This window comes from Gordonia sp. SMJS1 (genome assembly GCF_029866425.1).
GTDB lineage: Bacteria > Actinomycetota > Actinomycetes > Mycobacteriales > Mycobacteriaceae > Gordonia > Gordonia hongkongensis.
This window is the reverse complement of sequence record NZ_CP123381.1, coordinates 1,057,414-1,079,999: the sequence shown is the minus strand read 5'-3', so window position 1 is coordinate 1,079,999 and position 22,586 is coordinate 1,057,414. Positions and strand designations below refer to the sequence as shown.

Annotated in this window: 8 protein-coding genes; 4 read left to right on the top strand and 4 right to left on the bottom strand. The window is 70.7% G+C overall.

From position 1 onward, the window contains the following. Positions 1-329 precede the first annotated feature (329 nt). The 4 genes from QAD21_RS04905 to QAD21_RS04890 form a co-directional block, all read right to left on the bottom strand. Complete coding sequence (locus tag QAD21_RS04905; protein ID WP_280360586.1) at positions 330-2,090, bottom strand: DUF4012 domain-containing protein; 1,761 nt, start codon at positions 2,088-2,090, stop codon at positions 330-332. Then, entirely contained in the window at positions 2,087-2,710 is a 624-nt protein-coding gene (locus QAD21_RS04900) for a low molecular weight protein-tyrosine-phosphatase (RefSeq protein ID WP_280360585.1), read from the bottom strand. Before QAD21_RS04900 ends, QAD21_RS04905 begins: the two co-directional genes overlap by 4 nt. Further along, positions 2,704-17,640 (bottom strand): non-ribosomal peptide synthetase, encoded by a 14,937-nt coding sequence (locus tag QAD21_RS04895; protein WP_280360584.1) that lies wholly within the window; start codon positions 17,638-17,640, stop codon positions 2,704-2,706. Before QAD21_RS04895 ends, QAD21_RS04900 begins: the two co-directional genes overlap by 7 nt. Before the next feature lie 604 nt (positions 17,641-18,244). After that, positions 18,245-19,309, bottom strand: a complete 1,065-nt coding sequence (locus QAD21_RS04890) for an LLM class F420-dependent oxidoreductase (RefSeq protein WP_078113072.1) — start codon at positions 19,307-19,309, stop codon at positions 18,245-18,247. A 141-nt stretch (positions 19,310-19,450) separates the two neighbouring features. Between QAD21_RS04890 and QAD21_RS04885 the strand changes: the two genes are divergently transcribed. The 4 genes from QAD21_RS04885 to menE are packed head-to-tail and all read left to right on the top strand — an operon-like array spanning position 19,451 to position 22,567. Next, entirely contained in the window at positions 19,451-20,746 is a 1,296-nt protein-coding gene (locus QAD21_RS04885) for an inorganic phosphate transporter (RefSeq protein WP_078113029.1), read from the top strand. A gap of 2 nt (positions 20,747-20,748) precedes the next feature. Further along, positions 20,749-21,030 (top strand): hypothetical protein, encoded by a 282-nt coding sequence (locus QAD21_RS04880; protein ID WP_280360583.1) that lies wholly within the window; start codon positions 20,749-20,751, stop codon positions 21,028-21,030. A 29-nt stretch (positions 21,031-21,059) separates the two neighbouring features. Further along, positions 21,060-21,404, top strand: a complete 345-nt coding sequence (locus tag QAD21_RS04875; RefSeq protein ID WP_078113028.1) for a DUF3349 domain-containing protein — start codon at positions 21,060-21,062, stop codon at positions 21,402-21,404. A gap of 38 nt (positions 21,405-21,442) precedes the next feature. Further along, positions 21,443-22,567 carry an o-succinylbenzoate--CoA ligase gene (gene menE / locus QAD21_RS04870; protein ID WP_280360582.1) on the top strand — a complete coding sequence of 375 codons (1,125 nt, stop codon included), beginning with the start codon at positions 21,443-21,445 and terminating at the stop codon, positions 22,565-22,567. Positions 22,568-22,586 lie beyond the last annotated feature (19 nt).

Sequence of the window (22,586 nt, the reverse complement as noted above, 5' to 3'; positions counted from 1 at the left end):
CAACTCCACAGTGACGCCCCAATCGGCTCTGTTCCCGGTCAGATCGTCGGCCGGGGACGGGCCGTCGGGACCACGAGAGAACTCCGCTCTGGGAGCGAGCTTCCCCCCCTGCTCCCTGAGCTGAGGAGCCAGGTTGCGAGCGTCCCCATCCGCTCCCTGGGGAGCGAGCTTGCGAGCGTCCCCCTCCGCTCCCTGGGGAGCGAGCTTGCGAGCGTCACGAAGGGTCTTGGCGAGACGAGTTGCTAAGACCCTTCGTGACGCGCCCTCCGCAAGCTCCGGACGCTCCTCAGGGAGCAGGGGCTGACGCGCCCTCCGCAAGCTCCGGGTGCTCAGTTCTCCGGCCCACACGCAGGGACGTCGACGGTGACGGTCGGGTCGTCGACGAGCGGCTGGATCGGGACCTCGGCGTCCCCGTGTGCCGAGGTCGGCTCGTCGATCTTCAGCACGATGGTGGCGGTTTGGCCCGGTGCGATGCCCACGCGGGTCGAGTAGTACGGCCGACCGTGCAGGGCCTGCTCGACGTAGAAGGCCCCGCCCTCGCCGAGGGTCATCTCCTTGAGGACCGCGCCCTTCGTCGCCAGGAACTCGACGTTGGCGAGGTTGGTTCCCTTCTTCACCGACAGTTCGGTCCCGAGGTTGCCGGCGACGTAGTCGGTGGTGTCCGTGGTGTCGAGGGTGTTGGTGAGCTTCACCGTGATCGTCGACTCCCTGGTGTCACCCTCGCACCCGCCCGAGGTGTAGCTGATCTCGCGCCGCAGGAAATAGTCCAGCTTCGTTCCGGACGCATTGCCGATGGCCACCTGCAGATAAGGCGACGACGTGTCGGAGATCTGGTGACCCAGCTTCGTCGACTCGAGGATCTTCTGATCCTCGGCATCGGTGCTGTACACCATGATCCGCCGCTCGTGCACGCCACGGCCGAGCGCCTCGAGCAGATCCCGCGTGCTGCCGCCGGACGTGACGAGTTTGTTCACCACGGCCTGAGAGATGGCCTGCAGGTAGTCCTTTCGCGCGGCGTTGTCGTCGGCGAAGCGCTGGTAGGCCGTCGACAGCGTGATCGGGACGACGTTGTCGGCGGTGATCTTCTCCCGCCCCACCGACACCGGGCCGACGACCTCGAGAACATACTTCAGCGCGATCGGATCCAGCGCGATCGCCCCGTCGAGTTGGCGGTCGGTCTGGGCGCGCCAGTTCGCCAGCCAGATCTGCGCGGCGTCGGGGAAGTGGGCGCTGAGGTTGCCGTTCCGGAAGTCGGTGTAAGGGCGGTAGTAGGAGTAGATCGCGTCGTACTCGGGGCCGAGGTTGATCTGCGGGGTGGCCGGGTCGCGGAACTCCGAATTCGCACCGAGCTCGGGGATGGTCACCCGGCCCCCGGTCGCGTTCAGTACCGCGAAACCACCGACGAGGCCGCCGGTGCCACGTGCCTCGGACGGTGTCTGGAACGCCATGAAGTAGTTGCGCGGACCGTCGGCGCCGAGCATCGACGGGACGAGTTCGGCCGCGATGCTCGTCGCCTGCACCGTCGAGTCGGCAGCCTCGACCTGCTCGGCGAGCTGATCCCGGGCATCGGCCACGACGCCCAGCCAACTCGGTTCGATCGCCGAGACCTGGGCGGCCACCGCAGCCGACTGCTCCGCGACCGCCTTCAGCTCCGGCTGCGCATCCCGCAGCAGTGCCAGGTTCACGGTGTTGCCCGTGCGCAGGCGATTCGGGTGGAGCACGGTGGCGAGGTCGGCAGCCGGCACCAGCACGTCGGCCGAGAGCGCCGCGACGGCATCGCTCATCTGCTGCACCGACTTCAGCGGCGATCCGACGACCGGCACCGCCGCAGCAGCCGACCACAGCAAACCGTTCGCACGGTCCTGGGCGTCCTCGGCCCGCACCGACGCCGCCTCGGCCGCCTGACGGGCGCCGGCCTGATCGCCGTCGAGCATCAACGCCCGCGCCCTGCTCGCATCCGCGCGCACCGATTCCAGATCGTCGCGGACCTGAAATGCCGAATACGCCAGCCAGATCAGTGCGGCGGCGACGAGCAGCAGCAACACCGCGACGACCTGGACGACGCGGTTACCCGCCAGTCGCCGGATCATCGGCTCTCCCCCGTCGCGTGCCGGCCCGCTCGAGTGGCGGAGGCCTGCTCGGCGGACGATTGGCCCGCTCGCTTCGCTCCCGGCGCCGCCAGCCACGTGACCAACGCCCCGACCTTCGGTTCGACCTCGGCGAAGACCCGGTCGAAGTCCTCGCGCGGACGGCCCATCGGGTCGACGATGTCGAGCAGGTCCGAGTTCGGATCGAGACGTCCGCGTCCGGCGATGATCTCCGGCAGCGGGCCGAGGTCGCAGAGTGCGGCGAACTCGGTCAGCGTGAACACCCGCTTCCAGCGTGCCGGGGCCATCTGCTGCGCGGCGGCACGGTGTTCGCGGCTCATGCACAGCACGAGGTCGGCCTCGGTGAGCATCGGCGGACGCAGATACCGGGACTCGAACCCCGATGCGTCGTAACCGTTCTCGACCAGGACGGCGGAGGCGTGCGGATGGATGGGCTGCCCGTTGAGCGCTCCGACACCGGCGCTCGACGACGTCACGGGGACACCCGCCCGGCCGGCGAGGCCGGTCAGCACGCGTTCGCCGATCGGTGAACGACAGATGTTGCCCGTGCACACGAACAGGATCGACATCTGCGGCGTCGCCGCTTCGGATCCGGTCACCATTCCTCCTCGATTCTGCGGGCAACCCGCGCCAATACGTCCGGATGCCCCAGCTCTGCGTGCGTCGTGCCGGCGTGCAGCACGTCGACGACGGCCCGTCCGGCCGGATCGACCGCACGCCTCCAGGCGTCCGGGTCCGGGTTGTCCTGCGCCGCAACGTAGAGCACCTTACCGGCGGCCACCGGACGCAGGTCGTAGGAGCGCGCCGCCGCGGCCAGGCCCCTCGTCCGGTCCTCGAACCGCCGCAGTGCGTCGGGGTCGTGCTGCTCGGCCAGGGCACGCAGGGGGTGATCGGCGGCTCGCAGCTCAGCGTCGTCCACAGTGGTCAGTTCGGCCGGCGTCCGCGCGTCGAGCAGCACCAGCAGCGCGACCTCTTCGCCGAGTTCGACGAGCCGGCGCGCGATCTCGTGGGCGACGACACCGCCGACGGACCAGCCGACGACCCGATACGGTCCCTGCGGCTGGGTCGCCCGGATGGCCTCGACGTGCAGTGCCGCGATGCCCTCGATCGTCGTCGGCAGATCCCGCTCGGCGAGTACGAGTTCGGGCAGTTGCAGGCCGAACACCGACGCCGACGGCAGGGACTCGCCCAGCGCCCGGAACGGTTCGACGATCCCGGTCGCGGTGTGCACACACCAGACCTCGGGTCGTCGGCCGGTGCCGGGCGACAGCGGCACGACGCGTCGGCCGCTAACGCCGCCTTCCGGGTCGTCGAGCAGCCGGGCGATCTCGGCCGGGGTGCGATGACCGAAGAGTTCCGCCGCGTCGACGACCCGGCCCGTCCGGCGGGCCAGTTCGTCCCGCAACTGCAGCAGGGCGAGCGAATGCCCACCGGCGGCGAAGAAGTCGTCGTCCATGCCGATGGGTGTCCCGGCACCGTCTGCGCCCGCGTGCGGACCGGCCGCCGCGTCACCCAGCACGGCCCGGAAGGCGTCGAGAACCGCTGCCTCGGTGGCGGTTCCCGGTTCGCGCACGGACTCCGACCAGGCCGGTTCGGGCAGTCGGCGTACGTCGATCTTGCCCGCGCCGCTGAGCGGCAGGTCGTCGAGCACGACGACCCGGCTAGGCACCATGTGCCGCGGCAGCGACGACCGGCACGCGGCCCGGAGCTCGGTGGCCGGCACCGACGGTGCCACCACATAGGACACGAGCGCTGGTCCGACCGGGCCCGGCCGCAGGACGGTCACCGAGCGCTCGGCGCCCGCCCGCACGATCACCGCGTCGATCTCGGCGGGTTCCACTCGCTGACCCCGGATCTTGACCTGACGGTCCGCCCGGCCGACGTAGACCAGCTCGCCGGTGTCGCGATCCCACCGCACCAGGTCCCCGGTGCGGTAGCGGCGCACGCCGTCGGCGCCGGCGACGAACGTCGCAGCGGTGAGCGCCGGATCACCGAGATAGCCACGGGCGACCCCGGTTCCGCCGATGTACAACTCGCCGACGACACCCGGCGGGACGTGGCGCAGCTGGGCGTCGAGCACCTCGGCGCCGATGCCCGGGCGCGGATGCCCCAGTCGGATCGGGTCGCCGCGCCGGAATGCACTGGTGGACACGGTCACCGTCGTCTCGGTGGGGCCGTAGATGTTGAGAACCTGGGCATGTTCCGACCACACCGCGGCCAGATCGGCCGAGAGTGCCTCGCCGCCGATGTACACCAGGCGCAGCGCACCGATCGCCGCCGGTCGCAGTGTGCGGACGACCGAAGGCGTCGCCGTGAAGACGCTGACCCCGGTGCGGTCGAGGAACCGGGCGAGGTCGTCCCCGCCGGTGATCCCGGCCGGGACCACCACGAGGGTCGCGCCGGCGGCGAGTGGCAACAGCATGTCGTGGAACGTGGCGTCGAATCCCGGACTGATGGCCATCCCGACGCGGTCGTCTGGTTCGACGTCGCCGAGCGAGGCCACGCGGTGTACACCGCGATGGGTGACCCCGACGATGTTCGGGGTCCCGGTGGTACCCGACGTGGTGATGACGTAGGCCAGCGCGTCGCGCGACACCGATGTGACCGGTTCGGACACAACCGGTTCCGTCGGTTGGGCGGGGATGTCGGCGGGCGTGATCACACTCGCGGACGCGCCGGCGACCACGTGGTCGATCCGGGCCGTCGGGTAGGTGACGTCGACCGGTACGCACACCGCGCCGATCCGGCTGACCGCCCAGATCGCGACGACCGACTCGATCGACCGCGGCACCACGACGGCCACCGCGTCGCCGGCACCGAGCCCTCGACGTCGCATCGCGCGGGCGGTCACCGAGACCCACCCGTCGAATTCGCGGTAGGTCAGGGACCGGTGCTCGTCGGCGATGCCGGGACGGTCGCCGTACGCCTCGACAGCCGACGTGAAGAGCTCGGCCAGCAGCGGTTCGGCCCCCGTGGTCGATGACGCCCGCGCTCGGTCGGCGACGAAGCGTCGTTCGGCGCCGGTCAGCGGCTCGATGGCCGCGAGACGACGTGACGGCTCCCCCACGACGGCGGCGACCGCGGCGACCACTCGCTCGCCGAGAGCGCGGATCGTGCCCTCGTCGAACAGTTCCCGGCCGTGGTGGACGCGCAACCGCCAGCCGCCGGCGTCGGGCACCGCCTCGACGTGGATGTCGAACTCGCTGCGCGGCGACATCCACGTCGACGCGCCGGTGTCTGCCGGGTCGGGCCCGGGCATCTCCGGATCGGCCATCGAGAACGCCACCTGTACCAGCGGATGCCGCCCGGGGACGCGCGGCGGATCGATCAGGGCGACCACATCGTCGAAGGCGATCGCAGCATGATCGAGCGCCGCCAGGTCGTCGTCGCGGACCGCCGTGATCAGCTCGCCGACGGTCATGCCGGGGCGAATCCGGGTGCGTAACACGACGGTGGAGATGAGCATGCCGACCGTGCCGGCGGTGTCGGAGTCGCGGCGCATCGAGGCGGGCGTGGCCAGCGCGATGTCATCGGACCCCGACTGCACCGCGAGGGCCAGCACCAGCGCCGCGTGCAGGATGTGGAACTCGCTCGCCGACGCCCGGCGCGCGGCCGCCGGAATCGCCTGTCCGACCGCATCTTCCAGCAGATACTCGGTCGTCGAGGTCCGCAGGTCCCGAACGACGGGGCGGCGCTGGGCGAGGTCGAGCTCGCCGCTGTGCCCCTCGAGCGCGCGCCGCCAGAAGTCCACCAGGGCAACCCGGGATCGCTCGTCGTCGGCCGCCATCTGCCGGGCGACCGCCGCGAAACCCGTCGGCGCCGGGCCGAGGTCGTGACCCGCCAGCAGCGACGCGAGCTCACGCTGCACGATGCCGGCGGATTCACCGTCCATGGTGATGTGGTGCGCGATCACCACGACCGCCACCGGGGTCACCTGATCGTCGCCGGTGACCAGCCACACCCGGACCGGTGGCTCACCGGTGAGATCGAAGGCCTCCCCGAGCATCCCGATCCCCGCGGGCGTCGTGAGCTCGGCCGCACCCACCCGCCGCAGGGACGGGCGCCAGGCGTCGAGAACACGCTGCCGGGGAACGTCAGGCGTCGCGAGGTAGCGGGTACGGAGCGCGGGATGGCGGTCGACGAGGGCCTCGACCGCGCCGATGACCGCAGACTCGTCGGTTCCGGGCGGCACGGGCACCACCGCGGGCACGGCGTAGATCGGCACCGCTCCGAGCATCTGCGCGCCCACCCACATCCGGCGCTGCGTCGGGGCGAGTGGGAGGTCGCCGAGGTCGGACTCCGACGGGCCGGCCGGCGCGCCGCCTCCCGCATCCGTCCCCTCCGCGGGGAGTTCGGTCACCGCCCGTGCGAGCGCGACCGGGTTGGGGTTCTCGAAGAGCAACCGGGTGGGCACGCGGACGCCGAGCCGGCGCCCCAGCGCGGAGGTCACCCGTGTGGCCGAGAGCGAGGTACCGCCCATCGTGAAGAAGTCGTCGGTGTCCCCCACCGAACCCGGTGAGACCTCCAGCACCTCGGCCATCGCGTCGGCGATCGACGCGACGAGTGGAGCCCAGGACACCGCATGCGACGACGCCCCGGCACCAGCCGGCGCCACCGCGGTGCCCGATACTCGTTCGGCCGCAATGACGTCGACGTCCGGTCCGTCGACCTCCGGGAACGGCTGATCGGCATCGGTTGCCGCCGCGACGACCGATCTGCGGAAGTCGTCGAGAAGCGCCTGCGCGACCACGGTCGGGACGGCGGCGGAGTGCACCACCGTGATGTGCAACTCGTCATCGCGTTCGGCGAGCACGACCTCGACGTCGAACTTGGCGTCCACGGTCTCGGTGTACTCCGGGACCAGCCTGGCGATCACGGCATCCGCCTCGGGACCCGGGCCACCCGCCGACGCTCCGCCCAGCACCACCTCGCCGGAGGACTGGGGCACGACGTCCTGGTTGACCAGCAGTACCGAGATCAGCGGGTCCCCGGCCTCCCGGCCGTCGGGACGGACCATACGGGCGACGTCCTCATAGGGGACCTCACTGTGCGGTTGGGCGGCCAGGGCGGCATCGCGAGCCCGCACGACGGCCTCGCGGATCGGGAGCCCCGGATGCAGCCGTGTCCGCAGGGCCACGGTGTTGACGAACATGCCGACCACCGACTCCCACTCCGGCGCGTGCCGGCCGTGCACCGGTACGCCGATCAGCAGGTCCCACTCACCGGTCCACCGGCCCAACACCGTCGCGAGCGCGGCGTGCGCCACCTGGAACACACTCGCCGACATCGCTTTCGCGGTCTGGTGCAGTGAATCCGTGCCGACGATCGACGCCGACAACCGCCCGGCGGCAGCGTCGCGCGGCCGCCCGCCGGTGTCCGCGGTGCCCGGCAACCGGAGCGGGCCGGGGGCTTCGGCGAGCGTCGACGTCCAGAAACGCAGTTGCCGTGCGTACCTGCTGCGCGGATCGGACGGGTCGCCGAGACGGGCGATCTGCCACTGGGTGAAGTCGGCGTAGGTGAACGCCTCGTCGGCGGGGACCGAGAGCCGCTGGCCGTCGTAGGCACGGAGCAGGTCCGTGAGCAGCACCCGGATCGACCACCCGTCGATCGCGACGTGATGCAGGACCACCGCCAGATGGGTGTGCGGCTCCTCCGCCGAGTCGAGCTCGAAGACCGCGGCCCGGAACCCGGTCTCGGACTCCAGATCGAACGGCCGCCGCAGGAAGTCGTCGATGTCCCGACGGAGACCCTCGGGACCCGTCGCGGCGTCGACGAGGCGATGCCGTAGCACCGGACTCCGATGCTCGATCCGGCGCTGCCGTGGACCCGACGGCGAGTCCGGGTGGACGGTCCGGAGGACGGCATGAGCCGCGACCACCTCGTCGACCGCCTTCCGCAGGCGGGCGAGGTCGACACGGCCGCTCATCCGCAGCACGAGCGGAACATGGTAAGCCGTCGAACGCGGATCGAACTGATGGTGAATCCACATGCGGCGCTGCGGATATGCGAGCGGCAAGAACTCCGGGACCGGCAGTCGGGCGGGTACCGCGCCGGTGTCTTTCGGCCCGGTATCACTCGGCCCGCCCGCTCCGCTCCCGGCGCCGGCCAGCAGTTCGTCGACACGTCGCGCGACTGCGGCGACCGTGCGTGCCTCGAAGATCTCGCGGACCCCGATGTCCACACCGGTCGCCGCCGTCAGCCTCGACGTCACCTGCGTGGCCGACAGCGAGGTACCGCCCTCGGTGAAGAAATCGGAATCGGCGTCCAGCGACCGGACGGGACGGTCGAGGACCTCCGCCCACACCGCGGTCACCAGTTCCTCGGTGGCCCCCGACGGCGGCCGCCCGGGGCGGACATCCGAACCCGCTGCCGCACCGGCGAAATCGGGATCGGGCAGCGCCGCCACGTCGATCTTCCCGTTGCGTCCGAACGGCAACGCCGGGACACCGACGATCGCACTCGGGATCATGCTGCGCGGCAACAGGTGCGCGAGCTGACGAGGCAGGTCGGCCACTTCCGCATCGTCTCCGTCGACCACGACCCACGACACGAGGATCTTCTCGCCCGCCGGGGTGGTCCGCGTCGCGGTCACCGAGGTCGCCACGCCGGGCAGCCCCGACAGCGCCGCATCGACCTCACCCGGCTCCAGCCGCACGCCGCGGATCTTCACCTGATCGTCGGTGCGACCGTGGATCACGAACGTGCCGTCGGGACGACGGTGGACGAGGTCACCGGTCCGGTACATCCGCCCGCCGGCGAGAAGCGGGTCGGTGCTGAACGGATCGGGGACGAACGCCCCGGCCGTCGTCACCGGGTCGTCGAGATACCCACGAGCAAGGCAGTTCCCGGAGAGGTACAGTTCACCGACCGTATGGTCGGGCACCGGCCGCAGCGCACCGTCGAGCACATACATCCCCACACCCGGCAGCGGAGCGCCGATGTGAACGGGCCCGCTCGGAGTTGCGGTGTACCGCGCACTGCTGACCGCGACGGTGGCCTCGGTCGGGCCGTACTCGTTGCTCAGCGTGTGGCCGGCCGTCCACTCCCGGACCAGCCCGGCGCCGAGGGGTTCACCGCCGACCGCCACGTGACGAACACCGGGGAGTTCGTCGGGTCGCAGGGTCGCGAGCACCGACGGGGTGGTCAGCAGGACGCTGACCCGTTCGGCGTCGACGAACTCGGCGAGCTCGTCCGCGGCGATGACATCGGGCGGGCACACGACGATCGTGGCGCCGGCAACCCGCGGGGGCACGAGCCCCATCAGGTGTGCGTCGAATCCGGTTGCATACGTGTGCAACACCGCGTCCGACGAGTCGAGCCGCAATCGGGACACGGTGTCGTGCGCCCAGTCCGTGAGGCCCCGATGGGTCACCTGGACACCCTTGGGCAGTCCGGTCGTCCCCGAGGTGAACGTGATGTAGGCGACGTCGTCCACCGACAGCGGGCGCACCCGCTCGGCGGCGTCGAACGGCGGCGAATCCGACGTGCTCGCACCGGAATCGGCATGGCGGGCGAGCAACTCGTCGAGGGCGAGCACCGGGATGCCGCCGGTCACGGACTCCACGGTCGCCGCGAGGGTGACAACGGCACGCGGTCGGCACCGCTCGATGATCATCTGCCGGCGCCCCGCTGGGTCGGCCGGATCGACGTTCACGAACGCCGCTCCTGCGCGGGCGACCGCGACCGTGGCGAGCACGCCGAAGACCGAGCGAGGCAGCAGGGCGACCACCACGTCCCCCGGACCGATGCCCGCGTCGATGAGCGTGCGAGCCGTGAACGTCGCGAGCCGGTCGAGGTCGGAATTGGTGAGCGAGACACCCGGCCCGGGCACCGGATGGCGTCGGTCGACGATCGCGATCGCATCCGGATCGTCAGCGAGCCCACCGGTCAGCAGATCGTCGAGCGTCTCGAACTCGCGAATCCGGTTCTCCGGCGCGGCTTCCGAAACCGACGTCGAGTCCGACGGGGCGAGCAGCGCCGCGATCGTCCGGTTCGGTTCGCGCACCCCGCGCCGTATCGTCTCGACGACGAGGTCGCACAGCGCGTCCAGTCTCGCGGCACTCGCCACCGCATCCGTGCACGTCATCATCAGATGCAGTGCACCGTCCCGGCGGTACATCGACACGTCCACACCGAACAGCGGCACTCCCCCGAAGGGACTCGCGTCCGACGGGACATCCGCTGCCGCAGCCGGACTCGCCGCCACCAGCTCGTCCGGGACGGCGCCGAGGGAGACCTCGAACAGCGGGGTGCCCGCCTTGACCCGACCGGGATCGGCGATCTCGGTGATCTCGGTGAGCGGGAGGTCGGCGTGCGCGAACGCGCCGAGGTCGACCGCGGTGACCGAGGCCAGGAGATCGACGAACGGCAGGTCGACGTCGATCGGGGTGTGCAGGGGTACGGCACGGGCGAACAGCCCCGGCACGGAGACCAGGCGCTGGTCGATCCGCCCGGACAGAGCGGTGCCGATCGTGACCACCTCGGCGTCGGACTGCCTTGTCAGCACCGCCGCGAGCGCGGTGTGCACGACGATGAACGGCGTGCTGTGTCTGGCCACCGCCAGTTCGTCGAGTGCTCCGGTCTCGGCGCGGTCGAGCGTCCGGTGCGCACGGTGCACCACCGCCCGTTCCGGCGCGGACGGATGCGGGGCCGCCGGGTTCAGTTCGGGCAGGCGCAGCGGTTCGACGGCCCGATCGAACGCCGAGACCCAGTGCGCGACGAGCTCGGTCCGCCGGGCGGCCAGCGACCCGGCTCGCCACGCCGAGTACTCCTGGTAGTCGACGTCGGCGGGCGCCGGGAGGGTCCCGGACAGCGCGGATCGCAGCTCTGCGAACAGGATGCCGAACGACTCGCCGTCGACCGCGATGTGGTGCGCGACGACGAGAAGCCAGGTCTGCCCGTCCACCGCGCAGATCCGTACCCGCCAGGGCAGTTCGGCGGCCAGGTCGATCGGCGTGTGCAGCGCACGCAGCGCGGCGTCGACCGAGTCGATGTCTGCGACCGAGACCGTCTGCGCCAGTTGCGCTCTCAGTTCACCCGCGACATGGGAGTCGGGTCGGCGACGCTGCACCGGGCCGTCGGGACCCGAGGGGAACACGGTGCACAACGCGTCGTGCCGCGTCACGATCTCGAGCAGGGCACGGCGCAGCCCGTCGGGGCCGGCGTCGACGGGGAGGGCGAGCGGCATCAGATACCCGGTGAAGTCCGGCTCGGTGCGCCATCGGAGCCACAGATCCATCTGCTCGGGGGTGAGCGGCAGATCCACCCCGTCAGCGGCTGCGAAGTCGGCGAGACCGGTCCGGGAGCCGTCGGCGATCGTGCGTCCCGAACTCGCCGCGGACTCGATGTGCGCGGCGAGTGCGGCCACCGTCGGGTGGGCGAACACATCGGCGACGGAGACATGGCCGCGCGTGCCCGTCAGCGTGGCCGCGAGTCGCGCTGCCGACAGTGATGTTCCTCCGGTCGCGAAGAAGTTGGTGTCCGCGGCGAGCACGGCGTCCGTGCCGGTCACCGCGCGCATGGCGTCGGCGACGGTCTGCTCGGCCGGTGTCAGTGCTCGGGTCGGTCCCGTCGGCACCTCGGGCAGCAGCCCCGTGAGCCGGTGGCGGTCGAGTTTGCCGGTCGGGGTCATCGGCCAGCCGTCGACGATCGCGAGTCGCGCCGGGATCATGTGCGCCGGGAGCCTGTTCGCACAGGACACGAGGATCTGCTCGGCGGAGAGGGCGTCCAGCACATCGAAGTCGGCGAGGCCGTCCTCGGTGACGAATGCGAGCAGCCGTTCCTCGCCGCGGCGGCTGCCCGGGTCGAGGAGCACGCGCGCGTCACCGACGCCGGGGTGCTCGCGCAGCACCGACGCGATCTCACCGAGTTCGATGCGGTGCCCGCGGATCTGGACCTGGTCGTCACTGCGGCCGAGATAGACCATGCGGCCGCCGGCGATCTCGCGTACGCGGTCGCCGGTGCGGTACATTCGGCGGCCGGTGCCGCGCGGGTCGGCGACGAACCGCGAGGCGGTCGTGGCCGGGGCATTGTGATAGCCGAGCGTGACCTGGTCGCCGCTCACGTACAGTTCGCCGATGGCGCCCACCGGAACCGGGCGTAGGTCGCGGCCCAGGATCGCCGTCGAGACGCCGTCCAGCGGGACACCGATGTCGCTCCGGGCGTCGTCGACATCGACGTCGACCGCAGTGAGGTGCACGGTCGTCTCGGTGATGCCGTACATGTTGACCAACCGGACGTCCGGATGCGCGGCCGACCACTCCCGTAACAGCCCCGGCGACAACGGTTCGCCACCGAAGACGACGGCGCGCAACGCGGTTGATCCGGCGTCCGGGGCGACGGCCGCCACCGTCGGGTCGATGAGGTTGCCGAACGCCGTCGGGGTCTGCGAGCAGACGGTGACCCCGTACCGGTCGATCGCCGCCGCCAGCAAGCGCGGGTCGAGCACAGTGGCGCGCTCCAGTACGACCACGGCACCACCGGAGGCCAACGGCCCCAGTATCTCCCAGACGGAGAAGTCGAACGCGTAGGAGTGGACCCAGCTCCACACGTCGTCGTCGGACGCGGCGATCGTGTGCAGCGCGGCGCCGAGCATCGCCGCCAGATTCGCGCGGGTCACCAGGACGGCTTTCGGGACACCGGTGGAGCCGGAGGTGTGGATCACGTAGGCGCCACCCGGAACCGGTTGTGCACGTTCGCCCGTCGCGACGGCGCGCACCGCCGGCCCGGCTTCGATGACCGCGACGGGAGCGGTGGCGTCGACGATCAGCTCCGTCCTCGACGGCGGATCGTCGGGTTCGATGGGCACGTACACCGCGTCGGCCAAGAGCACCGCGGCGATCGCGATCACGGCCTCGGCGCTCCGGGGCAGCGACAGCGCGACTCGGTCGCCCGGTTGTACCCCGTTCTCCCGCAACGTGTTCGCGAGGTACTCGGCGCGACCGAGCAGATCCCGGTAGGTCAGAATCGCGTCGTCGGCGATCACCGCGGCGGCGTCCGGCTTCGCCTGCGCACGGCGTCGCAGGGCATCGATCGGGTCGACGGGAGTGGTCCGGCGGCTGCGGTCGGAGAGCGCCCGGGCGGCGGGAACCGGGATGCACCCCGCGACGACCGAGTCGGGCGTCGCGACACCGAGCGCGGCGACCGTCTCGACGAAACGGTCGAGCAGGTGGCCGGCAGCCATCGGGTCGACCCGGCGTTCGGCGACGGTCAGCGAGACCGACAACCCGTCCGGCTCGTCGAAGACGGTTAATTCCAACGCGGTTCGCGCCTGGCCGGCGGCCAAGGTCTGGACCTCGGCGAACACCGCCGGGTCGGCGACGTCGGGCCGGGAGGCGTGATAGGCGAAGATGACATCGGCGAGCCCCGTCGGTGCCGCGTCGGCGTGGGTGATCGCCGCCGTCAGGTCCGCGCCCACGCGGGCGAGGGCCTCCGCAACGCTGCGGCGCCGCACCCCGGTGATCCGCACCGGTACCGTCTCGACGAACATGCCGACCGGGCGTAGTTCCTCGGTGGTGAATCGTCCTGAGACCGGCACCGACAACACGAAGTCGTCGGAATCCGAGTACTCGGCCAGTACGGCCGAGAGCGCCACGCACAGCATCGTGTTGAGCGTCGTCCCGTAGTCGCGTGCACGAGCAGCGGCACGGTCCCGGGCCCCACGGTCGATGTCACGTCGCAGGACGGTCGCCGGACCGGAGGTGAGTCCCGCCGGCACCGGTTGCGCCGGCTCCGGCAGCACGATGCGAGAAGGGGCCTCCCGCAACGTCTTCGCCCAATGAACCTCGGCCGCCGCATCCACCGCGGTCGGACGCGCGGACAGCGCGGCACTGAAGGCCACCGCGTCCTCGGTCCACACCGGAGTGGAACCGTCGAGACGAGCACGCAGTGCATGCGCGAAGTCGTCGACGACGATGTGCAGCGACCACTCGTCGATCGCGATGTGGTGGGCGACGAGAACGAGCTCGGTCCGTTCGCCGGTCTCGTCGACGACCGCACGCCACGGCAGGTCCACTGTCAGGTCGAAGGGGGCCGCGACGGCGAGGTCGATGCCGGTGGCGTCGAGGGTGGCCGCGGTCATCGGCGCGGCCACCCGCGCCTCGTCGACTCTGCGGACGACCGCGACCGGCTCCCCGCCGTTGTCGGGGTACACGGTCCGCAGCGCTTCGTGCCGCGCCGCGACGTCGATGAGTGCGGCGCGGACGACGTCGGCCGAGATTCCGTCGGCGAGAACGACATGCACCGGCAGGTGATAGACGGTCGCCTGCCGGTCGGCGCGATTGAGGAGCCAGATCTCCTGCTGCGCGCGGGTCGGCCGGTAGCGGACGGTGCCCGCGGAATCACCCGGCGCGGCGCGGCGCGGCGCGGAGGCCTCGAGGACGGCGGCGAGTTCGGCGAGGGTCGTGACATCGCCGAGATCGCGCACGCTGACGACGACCTGCAGGGTGTCACCGAGGTGCGTGGCCAGTTGCATGAATCCCAGTGACGTGGCACCGAGCTGGACCAGTTCGTCGTCCAGGGACGGGTCGGGCACGCCGAGGACGGACGTCACCGCGTCGGCAACGGCGCGTTCGATCGGCGTCGACGGACGGCGGCGCGCGGCGGGCGTTTCGGGCGCCGCGGCGATCAACCCGGCGGCGGCAGACCGGTCGACGCCGCCGAACCCGTCGAGCGGTACCGCATCCAGGATCGTGACCCGGCGGAGCCATAGCACCGCCGGGAGTTCCGCATTGACCCGGCGTCGAACCGCCGCCCGAATCCGTTGCGGATAAGTCGGTCCGGTCGCCGCCGACGACGCGGAACGGGCGGGCACGAGTCCGAGCCCGAGCCCGTCCCCGAGCACGGTCGCGGTCGCGGCCGCCACACCGGGGACCTCCGTGGCGGCACGTTCGAGCAGTGCGAGATCGACTCGGATGCCGTCGATCTCGACGATCTCGCCGGCGCGGTGATCGATGACGAGAAGTCCCGTCCCCGGTTCGAGGTGCCCGCGGTCGCCGGTGACCAGCATGCGCCGGCCGGGATGCCACGGACAGGCGACGAGCGTCGTCGACGTACGCATTCCGTTTCCGGCGAAGTACTGTGGCACAACGCTTCCCACGACGTACACGTCGCCGGCGATGCCGGGCGGCAGGGGTCGTAGACGGTGGTCGAGGATCGCGATGCCGACGCCGTCGCGCGGGTGTCCACTCGGGAGTGGCCGGTCGATCGGCTGGTCGGGACGGACCCGGTTCGCTGGGGTGTAGGGGCCCAGCACGCCCCGAGGGCTGTAGCCGGTCCGCACATCGCGGCCGGCGGCGTATCGGACGGCCGGCGCCGGCGCGGCGCCGGCGTCGACGATCAGCACCGTCGTCGCGGCGCCGTGCCCCGGGTCGTCCACAAGCAGCCCGGAGGGCACGATCCGGTGCGTCACTCCGGCGGCGTCGGGCTCGACGAGCCGCAACCCGTGGGCGGCACCGGCGACGATCTCGAGGTGGGCCGCCCAGGAGGCCATCGGCGCCGTGACCGCGAGCTGTCCGTGTTCCGCGTCGGATGTGTTGTGGCCGAATGATTCCGGCGCGAACAGGCCGTCAACGATGAGCGCGGCCACGGCCCGCTGCGGGAGTGCGACGAGACCCTCGGCGCCGACGGCGAAGCAGGCGGTGTCCTCCGAACGGGACGACGCGGGCTCCGCCGACGGCGCGACCCCGGTCAGTCCGGACAGCGTGTGCACGTCCTCCGCGCGGACGCCGGCCGGCACGTCCGCATCGTCGTCGGCGATCACCAGCACGCCGGACACCCCCGGGACATCCGGCGACACCGAGTGCGGTGCTGCGGGATCGAGCAGGATCACGGCGGCCCCCGTCGCCGCGACGGCCCACCACGACAGCACCCGGTCCGCGTTTGACCCGACCAGGACGCCGACCGCCGAGCCGGGTCGCGCTCCGAGCGTGCGCAACCGGGCGCCGAGATCGCGAGCCCGCGCGTGCAGCTGTTCGAAGGTCAGAAGCGTTGCGTCCGAAGATGTTCCAGAGATCTCGACGGCGGGATCACGCCGGTGGCGCAGCGCGACGTCGGTGAGGGCCGTCCAGACGGTGCCCGCATCCGGCGCCTCGTTCGCCGGCAGCTCACGCGCCTCTCCGGCCGAGGTGTCGGAGAAACGCAGCGGCAGGTCGTCGACGCGGGTGTCCGGCGCCCGGAGGAGCGCATCGGCGAACGTGTCGAGCATCGACAGGAACTGCCCGTGGTGTTCGGCGACCTCCGCGTCGTCGTATCGGTTGGGGTTCGCCTCGACGCCGATCATCAGCGAGGAATCCTGATCCTCGCCGGGTACCGGGTAGATGTTGATCGTCAGGTCGTCGGCTGGGCCGACGGTCAGGATGTGAAACGTGGCTCGTGCTTCGCCGCAGGGGAATTCGCGGTCGAACAGCATCAGGTTGAGCATCGGGCCGGAGCGTTCCTGAGCCGCCGTGCGCGGTGTCGCCCCGGAGGATTCGTCGGCGGCGAGGTCGGCCCAGATGTCCTCGCCGCGGTAGCGCTGGTGCCGCAGCGCGCCCATGAGCGCGGCCTGGGTGGACGCGAGCGCGTCGGCGACGCTGCCCGATCCGGTGACCCCGGTGCGCAGCGGCACGATGTTGGCGACCGGGAGCGGGGTGGCACGCAGCGCCGCGGTCGTGCGCGCGGCGACCGGGAACTGGAAGATCACCTCGTCGCCCTGCGCGGCCGCGCGGCCCAGATAGGCCGCGAAGGCGGCGACGAGAACGTTGGGCAGGATCGTCGAACCGCGTTGTGCGGCAGCACGTAACCGCGCCATCGTGTCGGCGGGCACCGCGGAGGCGACGCGTCTGGCAACGGCTGCGGGACGCCCCGGGCGGTGCGCCAGGGTCGCGGCGATCCCCACGCCCGCCATGTTCTCCCGCCAGTACGCGCGGTCGGTGGCGAAGCGCTTCGACTGGCGATACTCGGCGTCGGCGCGGGCCGGAAGGTCCAGGTCGACCGGCTTCTGGGGCGGCGCGGGCTCGCCGGTGACCGCCGCGTGATAGGCCGCGAGGGCCTCGACCATCCGGTCCTTGCCGCCCATCCCGTCCGAGAGCAGGTGATGACCGCGGTTGTAGACCAGCGCCTTGTCGTCGGACAGCCGGAACAGGCACCCGCGTGCGGTCCGGTCCACCCGGGGGTCGAGGGGTCGCGAATAGTCCTGCGCCATCATCTCCTCGGCGACGGCGCGCGGGTCCGGCCGGTCACGGAGATCGATGATGTCGGCCCAGTAGTGCAGGGCGGGGTCGTACACGCCGACCAGCCCGTCCTCGGTGTCGACGAACCGGAGCTGGGTGAACTGCGCGCGCTGCACCACCGTGCTGGTCGCCCGCACGAAGAGCTCGGCGTCGATGGGACCGTCGATCTCGACGTACTGGGCGACGTTGATCGGCACATCGAGCGCCGCCTGCTGGGTGAACCACAGCGATCGCTGGGCCGCGCTGAGGGTGAAACGACGCGGGGCGTCGGGGTCGGAGGGACCCGACGGGGCCACGAACTCGCGCTTGGACGAATCGCTCATACGACGACCCGGCCTCTACGCGTGCGGCCGGGGAGAACGGGGCTCACGGGCCGGGCCGACCGTCTGATCCCCCCGGTCCCAGAAATGCCATGCCACACCCAGCCGTGCATGAAAAAAGCATGCGTCGGCCGCGAGATCGAAACACGGGCGTCGTCGAATTCAACGCCTTGCCTCACCACTCACCATGTGCCGTCCTCTTGTCACGCCGATCCGTTGCCGCCGGTCGCGTGGTGATTCTCATCATCGACGCGTCACCGGGGCGAACGGCCATTTCCCGACACTGTCATCGCAACGGCCGCTCGGCGTGAAACCGATGCGCGCCGAGCGGATGACAAGAGCCTATGGGACGGGTTGTCGCCTCACAACTCGGGGGGAACGCCGTTACTGACGCTAATCGATGTGAACGGAATGGTATTTCGCGCGACCTGCGACGGGATTCGGACACACCGTGAATGCACACCCGAATTCACGGTCGGCAGAACATCGTCGAAGTGTAGTGAAATGTCTCGGAATTGCACCCGAGGAGCAAATGACCGAGAAAGGAAAACGACGGCCGTGCGTACACGGGCCGTCGTTTTCCGGACAACAATCGCCGATCGCGCGATCAGCCCCCGAAGATGTCGCGCAGGTGCTCGACCTCGGTGACGCGCTCGGCGTGGGTCGGCGCGGTGGGCGAGGCCAGGACGCACGTGACACCGGCCTCCCGGAACGCCGCGACCCGCTCGGCCACCTGGGCCTTGGAACCGATCAGCGACATCGACGTGACGAGGTCCTCGGGGACCGCGGCCGCGGCCTCCATCTTCTTGCCGTCGAGGTAGAGGTCCTGGATCAGCTTCGCCTCGTCGGCGTAGCCGTAGCGGATGGCGAGCTGGTTGTAGAAGTTCTTCCCGCGGGCGCCCATCCCGCCGATGTACAGGGCGGCATGATGGCGCACGAGTTGCTTGGCGTTGTCGATCTGCTCGGCGTCGTCGGAGATGCGTGCGGTGGCCTGGACGACAATGCCCAGATCCCCCAGCGACGGATCGCGCTTGGCCTTGCCCGCCGCCAGCGACTCACCGAAGGCAGCGTCGATCTGCTCCGGGTGGAACAGGATCGGCTGCAGCTCGTCGAACATCTCGGCGGCCAACTCGATGTTCTTCGGGCCGATGGCGGCCAGGAGCAACGGGATGTTGTCGCGTACGGGGTGATTGATGATCTTCAGGGACTTGCCCAGTCCCGAGCCGCCGTGCTCCTCGTCGAGCGGCAGCGTGTAGTGCTTGCCCTGGTAGTTCAGCTTCTCGCGGCGCCAGACCATCCGGCAGATCTCGGCGTGCTCGCGGGCGCGTCCCAGCGGGTAGTCGTACTTGACGCCGTGGAATCCCTCGATCACCTGCGGACCGGATGCGCCGATACCGAGCACCGCGCGACCGCCACTGATGTAGTCGAGGCCGGCCGCGGTCATCGCCAGGTTGGTGGGCGTCCGCGAGTACATGGGCAGGATCGCGGTCTGCAGTTCCATCGTCTCGGTCTTGGCCGCGATGTACCCCAGCTGCGAGACGGCGTCGAAGCTGTAGGCCTCCGGAACCGCGATGCGCTGCACGCCCGCGGCTTCGAAGTCCGCGAGGTTGTTGATGGTCTCGCGGAAGTCGCCCGCGTAGTTGATCGGCATGCCCAGCTTCATCGATGTCATGCCGACGGATTCTTCCACAGCGGCGACCGGTTTCCGAGGGTCTGTTGAACGTTCGATAGGTCGGCCGGCCGGGGACCCCGCGCACCGGAACTGTGCCCGATGTTTAGGTAAATGGGGGCGGTAGGTCCCACAATCGTCACCATGAGCGGCGAGATGCTGATCCTGGTGCTGTTGGTGGTCACAGCCCTCGGCTTCGACTTCACCAACGGCTTCCACGACACCGGCAACGCGATGGCGACGTCGATCGCCACCGGCGCCCTGAAGCCGAAGGTCGCGGTCGGGCTGTCGGCGGTGCTCAACCTGGTCGGCGCCTTCCTGTCCGTGGAGGTCGCGGCGACCATCACCAAGGACGTGCTGAACATCCAGCAGACCTCGGGACCCGACGCCGGGGAGCTGGTGGCCGGCTTGTCGGCGACGACGGCGCTGCTCATCATCTTCGCGGGCCTGATCGGCGGCATCCTGTGGAATCTCTTCACCTGGCTGTTCGGGCTGCCCTCGAGTTCGTCCCACGCCCTGTTCGGCGGGCTGATCGGTTCGGGCCTGGCCGCGATCGGTGTCAGCGGGATCAACTGGTCCGGGATCACCTCCAAGATCCTCATCCCCGCGCTGGCCGCACCGGTCATCGCCTGTCTGGTCGCGGCGTGCGGAACCTGGCTGGTCTTCGCGATCACCCGCCGGATCGCCGACCGGCAGAAGGAGGACGGCTTCCGCTACGGGCAGGTCGCCACCGCATCGCTGGTCTCGCTGGCCCACGGCACCGGAGACGCCCAGAAGACGATGGGTGTCATCGCGATGGCCCTCATCGCCACCGGACACCTCGAGGCGTCGAGCGTCAGCCACGGACTCCCCTTCTGGGTGGTGTTCAGCTGCGCCGCGGCCATCGCGATCGGCACCTACCTGGGCGGCTGGCGGATCATCCGCACCCTCGGCAAGGGGCTTGTCGAGATCACCTCGCCGCAGGGCATGGCCGCCGAGGCGTCGTCGGCCGCCATCATCCTCACCTCGAGTGCCGCGGGCATGGCGCTCTCTACCACCCAGGTCGCGACCGGCTCCATCCTGGGTTCGGGGGTCGGCCGCAAAGGCGCCCAGGTCCGCTGGTCGGTCGCCGGCCGGATGGCCGTCGCCTGGGTGACGACCCTGCCCGCCGCCGGCGCGGTCGGTGCCGCCTGCTACTTCATCGCGCACCTGTTCGGCGACGTCACCGGGGCCCTCATCATCTTCGCGATCCTGGTGGTCGCGTCGGGCTACATGTACTGGCGCGCGCAGGAGAACAAGGTCGACCACGAGAACGTCAACGACGCCTGGGAGGGCGAGGCCCTCGCGGGCGAGGAGTGGGAGGAAGCGGTCGCCACCGAGACGGACGACACAACCCTCCCGCTGCCGCCGGTCATCCCGGCCGAGATCATCGTGCAGCACGACCCGGAGAGGAGCGCTTGAGAATGGAGACGTTCGAGGCCATCGGCAAAGTCCTCATCGTCGGACTGGTACTGGGAGCGGGACTGCCCGCGCTGTTCGCAGTCGGGTTGCGTCTGCGGTCCCTCGCCGAGGGTTCCGTCGCCGCCGACGGAACGACCTCCGATCCGCATCCCGCGCTGAAGCCCGTGGCGTATCTCATCTTCGGCGTCGTCATCCTGGTGATCGTCGTCGGGATCCTCTGGATCACCCGGCAGACGATCTTCTACCACACCGGCGTCAAGATCTTCCCGTTCGGCTACAAGTGATCGTCCCCGCTTCTGATCGGAGACACCCCGTGGACCGCCCGACACTTCTGCAGAAGGTCGTGGAGTGGTTGCGCGCCGGCTACCCCGACGGCGTCCCGCACAACGACTACATACCGCTCGTGGCGCTGCTGCGCCGGCAGCTGACCGACGACGAGGTGAGCCAGGTGTCGGCGGAGCTGGCCCGCGAGTCCCCGCCACCACCCGAACCGATATCGCGGATCGACGCGGCGGTGAAGATCACCCACTACACCCATGAACTGCCGCACGAGGACGACATCGCGCGGGTACGCGCACACCTCGTCGCCCGCGGATGGCCGTTCAGCGACGACCCCGATCCTGATGGGGGCCGTCCGACCGATGGGGACCCGTCCTGAGGACCCTGCGAACCCTGCCGCTGCCGTCGACCGCCGCCGTGCTCGACCACGTCGACGACCTCCGGGCGATCCTCGACGGTTCCTCGGCCTTCCTGCCCGTGCCCGACAACGCCCGCGCCGCAACCGAACTCGCCTCGGCGCTGCAGGTCGACGCACCGATCGACGACCCCGTGTCCCTCGTCGTCTCGACGTCGGGGTCGACGGGCACCCCCAAGGGCGCGCAGCACTCTCCCGCGACCCTCGCCGCGTCGTCGCAGGCCACCGCCGATCATCTGGGCGGGCCGGGCAATTGGCTGCTCGCGCTGGCACCGCACCACATCGCCGGCCTGCAGGTCCTGCTCCGGGCGCTGACCGCCGGGCAGACGCCGGTGGTCCTGGACATGCGGGCCGGTTTCGATCCCGAGGTCTACGCCCGCGCCGTACGCGACTTCGAAGGTCCGCGGCGATACACCTCGCTGGTGCCCACCCAGCTCGTCAAGGTTCTCGACCAGCCCGCCGCGACCGCCGCCTCGCGGGAGCTCGACGCCATCCTCGTCGGCGGTGCGGCCACCCCGAAACCGTTGTGGGACAGAGCGGTCGACGAAGGTCTCCCGGTCGTCGCGACATACGGGATGAGCGAGACCGCCGGAGGGTGCGTCTACGACGGGCGACCCCTCGACGGCGTCGCGGCCCGCATCGCCGATCCGGCACCCGACGGCGTCGGGCGCGTACTGCTCGGCGGTCCGGTCGTCGCCTCCGGCTATCGCAATCTGCCCGACCATCCGGCCTTCGCCGAGCCGGGCTGGTTCCGCACCGACGACCTCGGCCGCGTCGACGACGCCGGACTGCTCTCGATCGTCGGCCGCGCCGACGAGGCCATCTCGACCGGCGGGCTGACCGTCGTACCGCAGGTCGTCGAGGCCGTCATCGCCGACGACCCGGCGGTCGCCGAATGCGTCGTCGTCGGACTCCCCGACGACCGGCTCGGCGAGGTGGTCACCGCATTCGTCGTCGTCCGTCCCGGAGAACGCCTCGACGTCAACCGCATTCGCGATTCGGTCACCGAGCGGCTCGACAAGTACGCGGCCCCCAGGCGGGTCGTCGAACTCGACGCCCTCCCCCTCCGCGGACCCGGCAAGTACGACCGACGCGCGTTGCGGGCCCGCTTCGGTGCGCAGATGTAGTGTGTCGTCGCGCCTGGCG